Genomic DNA, 4,888 nt, shown 5'->3' with positions numbered 1-4,888 from the left:
GTATCGGGCTTTTCTTAATAGCTTTTACAAGCTGTGAGAATGATAGTGCAGTATCACCTAACATGGCACCAAACCCCACCGGGCAAGGTGGATCGATGGCTAGATTTACTGTGATCAATGATTTTCTGTATGTTGTCGATAACTATAAATTAAACAGTTTCAGTATTACCGATCCTATGGCACCGGAGCTTGTTGAAACTAGTACTATCGGTTGGGATGTAGAGACAATCTTTGCCATGCGTAATATGCTTTTCATCGGTACGGCTACAGGTATGCATATTTATGAGATCAACGAAGAGGGCATTCCTGAATATGTCTCCCTTTATGAACATGTATTGTCATGCGACCCTGTGGTGGCACAGGATACATTAGCATATGTAACCTTACGATCGGAAACCAACTGTCGTGGGGTCAACAGACTCGATATTTTAGACATCAGCGATATTGCAGACCCTAAGCTATTGCATAGCAAAGACATGCTTAACCCACACGGATTGGGTATAAGCGATTCTCTTTTGTTTATCACAGAGGGCGATCACGGCCTCAAAGTGTTTGATGTAAACACTCCAAATGATTTAGAGCAAATTGCTTTTTTCTCCGATATTAAAGCGTTTGACGTAATCCCTAATTCTAATATACTCATCGTTACCGGGGCAGATGGCATACGCCAATATGATTACAGCGATCCCACCGATATTAAATTACTAAGCACAATACCAGTGGAGGTGGAGTGATTGTCGTTTTTAAACGAAAAGGTCAATCACGGTTTTTAAACGGGTGAGTTTCTTGAACAATATTGTTTAAGTTTAATTATTAAACATAACCCGTGACCCTTTCTACTGAAAACATACTACTTGTTGGCGCAGTACTGCTTTTCCTTAGCGTAATTGCAGGAAAGACTTCTTATAAGTTTGGAGTTCCTACACTTATTTTGTTTTTGGCAATAGGTATGCTTGCCGGGTCTGAAGGGTTGGGAGGCATTTATTTTGATGATCCGAAACTTGCCCAATTTATTGGAATCGTTTCTCTCAATTTCATTCTATTTTCAGGGGGTTTAGATACCAATTGGAAAGCAGTTAAACCCGTCTTAACTCAGGGTTTGATACTTTCTACATTAGGAGTTTTTATCACAGCTATCACCTTGGGGGTGTTTGTCTATTATATCACTGACTTTACGTTATTAGAAGGGCTATTGCTAGGGGCTATCGTATCTTCTACAGATGCAGCAGCGGTTTTTTCAATCTTACGCTCAAAAAATCTCTCACTCAAATCAAATATAAGACCTACGCTTGAGCTGGAAAGTGGTAGTAATGACCCTATGGCTTATGTTTTGACAATTGCGATTCTAGGTCTGGTGGTAGATGATTCACAAAGTATTTGGGAAACAATTCCATTCTTTTTAATGCAAATGGTGCTTGGGGTAATTGGAGGAATTGTTTTTGCCTATCTAGGTAAAGAATCAATCAATAAAATCAAGTTGGGATTTGAGGGATTATATCCTGTATTAGTCATAGCTATTATGCTAATTACCTTTTCTGTGACAGATGCTATGGGAGGTAATGGCTTTTTAGCAGTTTATTTATGTGCTGTATATCTGGGAAATCATGATTTAATCCATAAAGGTACTATCATAAAGATCTTTGATGGGCTGGCCTGGTTGATGCAAATTGTACTTTTCCTTACGCTGGGCTTGCTCGTATTCCCTTCTCAAATAGTGCCTTTGATCGGGCTTGGTATTCTGGTTTCGCTGTTTCTTATCTTCATAGCCAGACCGTTAAGCATCATGCTGTCTCTCGCCATGTTTAAAATGAAAATGCGGAGAAGACTGTATATTTCATGGGTGGGATTGAGAGGTGCTGTGCCTATCGTATTTGCAACTTACCCTCTTATTGCCGGAGTTGAAAAAGCTAATATGATATTTAATTTGGTGTTTTTTGTGGCTGTAAGCTCTGTGCTCTTACAGGGAACAACACTTACTATGCTTGCAAATTGGCTAAAGGTAGGTAAACAGGAAGATGCTAAAATAGAGCCTGCAGATATCATAGTTTCTGATCGCGTTAAAACGATTCTGGAAGAATTTTTATTAACAGAAAAAAGTGGCGCCATAGGTAAAAGAATTGTTGACCTAAACTTCCCCAAATCTGCCATTATAGCTATGATTAACAGAAAAGGGAAATTTATTACTCCAAACGGGGCTACAGAATTACAACATTTGGATAAACTAACCGTACTATCCAATGACGAGGAAACTATGAAACGAGTTAGAACGACACTGAGTTAGCTTTGAATAACATAACTACATATAAAACTAAACTAGCCAGATTAAATTTTTTACTGGTTCTTTTATTATTGGTAGGAGCTGTTCACGTCCCAGTTACGGTTGAGTCGAGAGGTCATTCACAAGAAATCATCCAATCACCAGCTAATGTAGATTTCCAATCTATATTTCCATCTAAACTATCCTTCGACTCTGCGAAGGGGTTGAAGCAACACAATGACCTGACTAGTTGTTCTTCGAATGAATTTAACCTTCGCCAAGCCTATAACTGTACAGTAAAAATTTTTGAAAAGCCTTCTTCCATTATTTGGGGAGGCATCATTAAAAAATTACTATTCCCTTTTCACTCCCATGATTAATGTGATTGACCTTCATTTTCCCAGTACAGAAGTTTAATTACAAAAAATATTATTTCATGGAATTTACAATCTATTTAATAGGTCTGGCGGCCTTATGCGCATTTGTTGTGCCCTTTCTATATGTCAGGTTTGGGCAAAAAAAAGATTTAGATCGCCTTACCTACCTTTTCTTCAATCAAACAAACATTTTTAATCTGGATGTTGCTGTGCATGATTTTTGGAATCTAAGCTACGGCATTGGCATTGATCGTAGTCAGTGCAAAGTGTTGTACTTGAGCATGGCCCGGCCAACTGATGATGTATTGATTGATTTATCGCAGATCGCATACTGTGACGAGCAAATTATAAAAGATAAGAAAGGTGGTTTTACAAACTATGCGGGCCTGGTTTTAAGTGATGCAGATGGTGTACCTGTTTATGATTTAGAATTTTACAGCGCAGAAAAACCATATGCACTCAATAACGAGTTACAACTGCTAAGCAAGTGGAAACTACTGCTTAGAGAAGTGTTGAGTTGTGATGCATAGAGTCAAAAAGTCGACCAGACCTTCTAGGCCGGTCGACTCTCAAAAATAATTCTTATTCTCCTTTAGTTTAAAGATCATCACTCCATTAGAATTTTCATCGGGTCTGGCGCTTAGAAAGCAATTTCCTCCATCCTGACGGTTCAATTCTACGGCTACAGCCTCGTAATCGGCTGGTTCTTCATCGAGAAATACCACAGGTGTCTCGTAATAAGCTTTAATAGCTTCTACGGCCTGCTTATGATCAGAATAGGCACCAAGTATGTGACCAAAGCCATGGCCGTCACCTTCAATGCATATAAAACTATATTTGCTCATGCTCATAAGTCTTTACCTTCTATTCTATTCAAGCTCTGACCATTCCAATAAATTAAAATAGCCGACACTATTACTCTCTCCCCTCCAACTCCGGCAACTCTATCGCATCAAATGGGCTAGGCTCAGCCATGAGTTTTTCAATCTCCTCTGATTTTCTTGGAGCTTTGTCTGATAGTAATTCGCAGCCATCTTTCTTTATGAGAAAGTCGTCTTCTATTCTCACGGGTATGTTCCACCATTTTTCATCTGCTGGGCTACCCTCAGTGATGTAGATGCCCGGCTCAATAGTGATTACCATATTCTCTTCAAGCTTTATATACTCACCGTTGTCATGTACATCGAGCCCGATATGATGGCAGCACCCATGTGGGTAATAACGATTTCTCCCTGTTTCAGGGTTTTCGATGTCTTTTTGATTAGTGCTACGGTATAACCCCAAGTCAACTAAGCCCTGATTAATAACTTCTGCTGTGGCTAAATACAGGTCTTGAAAAGAAGTGCCTTCCTTGCAAATCTTCCAGGCTGCTTCCTGTGCCTCATACACTAAATCATAAATAATTTTCTGTTCTTCAGTAAACTTTCCGTTTACCGGTATGGTACGGGTAACATCTGCTGTATAGCCATGATACTCCGCGCCCAGGTCCATGAGTATCAATTCTCCATCTTCAATCTTTGGCTTATAGTTTTCTATGTAATGTAAAACACAGCCGTTGTGTCCTGCGCCTACAATACTTGGGTAGCCTTCATATTCAGCTCGGTATTTTTTAAAAATAAACTCGTGCAAGCCCTGAATTTCCGTTTCAGACATACCCGGTTTCATAGCCTTCATTACCTCAGCCTGCGCCAGTGTTGATATGTCTACAGCTTTCCTAACCAGGTCAAGCTCTTCTTCAGTTTTTATGCCTCGTAGCTTTGCCATCATCTTATCAAGCCTTGTTACATCAATGTTGGTTTTCTTAGGCTCAATCGTGAGGTCGTCAGTTTTATACTGTACTTTTTGTTTAAACTGCGCTACAAGTTCGTATAGGTCTCCCTTCTCTTTATGGTCACGGTAGTCATCAAAAAAGTCGTAAAAAAGCACTTTATTAAATTGAGAAAAATCAAGGTTGAAATCTTTAAAGTCTTTGCCCTCAAAGGCTACTGTGATGTCTAATTTTTCTTTAGCCCCATCTATGCCTAATCTGGCTCCGTCATACATCTCTGCCAATGCATTTCTTTGCCTTACGAAGATCACCTCATCTGTCTCAGAACCATTTATATCGATTTCATTTTTGAAAATGAGTAATAAAGCATGCGGCTCTTTATGACCAGTGAGATAGAAAAAATTAGGATCCTGATGGTAAACATAACTTACGTCATTTGCTCGGTTACGAATAGGGTTAGAAAAGAATACAGCAACAGAGTTCTTA

General features: G+C 39.3%; 5 protein-coding genes. 3 read left to right on the top strand and 2 right to left on the bottom strand.

What is annotated here, in order from left to right:
• From E1176_RS06085 to E1176_RS06075, 3 genes are all read left to right on the top strand, one after another.
• The coding region (locus E1176_RS06085) for an LVIVD repeat-containing protein (RefSeq protein ID WP_222933096.1) at positions 1 to 734 on the top strand (734 nt) is incomplete at its 5' end.
• Between the two features lie 92 nt (positions 735 to 826).
• The gene (locus E1176_RS06080) at positions 827 to 2,281 is read left to right on the top strand and encodes a potassium/proton antiporter (protein ID WP_185152661.1); all 1,455 of its coding nucleotides are present in this window, start codon (positions 827 to 829) and stop codon (positions 2,279 to 2,281) included.
• A 412-nt stretch (positions 2,282 to 2,693) separates the two neighbouring features.
• A complete protein-coding gene (locus E1176_RS06075) occupies positions 2,694 to 3,164 on the top strand; it encodes a hypothetical protein (protein ID WP_155209670.1) in 471 nt (156 codons plus the stop codon).
• A gap of 39 nt (positions 3,165 to 3,203) precedes the next feature.
• Here E1176_RS06075 and E1176_RS06070 read toward each other — a convergent pair whose 3' ends face one another.
• Together E1176_RS06070 and E1176_RS06065 are read right to left on the bottom strand one after the other, a co-directional pair.
• Positions 3,204 to 3,479 carry a hypothetical protein gene (locus E1176_RS06070; RefSeq protein WP_155209669.1) on the bottom strand — a complete coding sequence of 92 codons (276 nt, stop codon included), beginning with the start codon at positions 3,477 to 3,479 and terminating at the stop codon, positions 3,204 to 3,206.
• A 70-nt stretch (positions 3,480 to 3,549) separates the two neighbouring features.
• Positions 3,550 to 4,888, bottom strand: a 1,339-nt coding sequence (locus E1176_RS06065; protein WP_155209668.1) for an aminopeptidase P family protein, incomplete at its 5' end; no start/stop codon positions are given.

Origin of the sequence: Fulvivirga aurantia (genome assembly GCF_009711475.1) — a bacterium.
GTDB lineage: Bacteria > Bacteroidota > Bacteroidia > Cytophagales > Cyclobacteriaceae > Fulvivirga > Fulvivirga aurantia.
Note: the sequence above shows the minus strand (reverse complement) of the source record. Positions and strands in the feature narration are given on the sequence as shown.

Coding starts and splice junctions, on each gene's coding strand:
- E1176_RS06070 (WP_155209669.1), bottom strand. CDS start 3,479: ATGAGCAAATATAGTTTTATATGCATTGAAGGTGACGGCCATGGCTTT.
- E1176_RS06075 (WP_155209670.1), top strand. CDS start 2,694: ATGGAATTTACAATCTATTTAATAGGTCTGGCGGCCTTATGCGCATTT.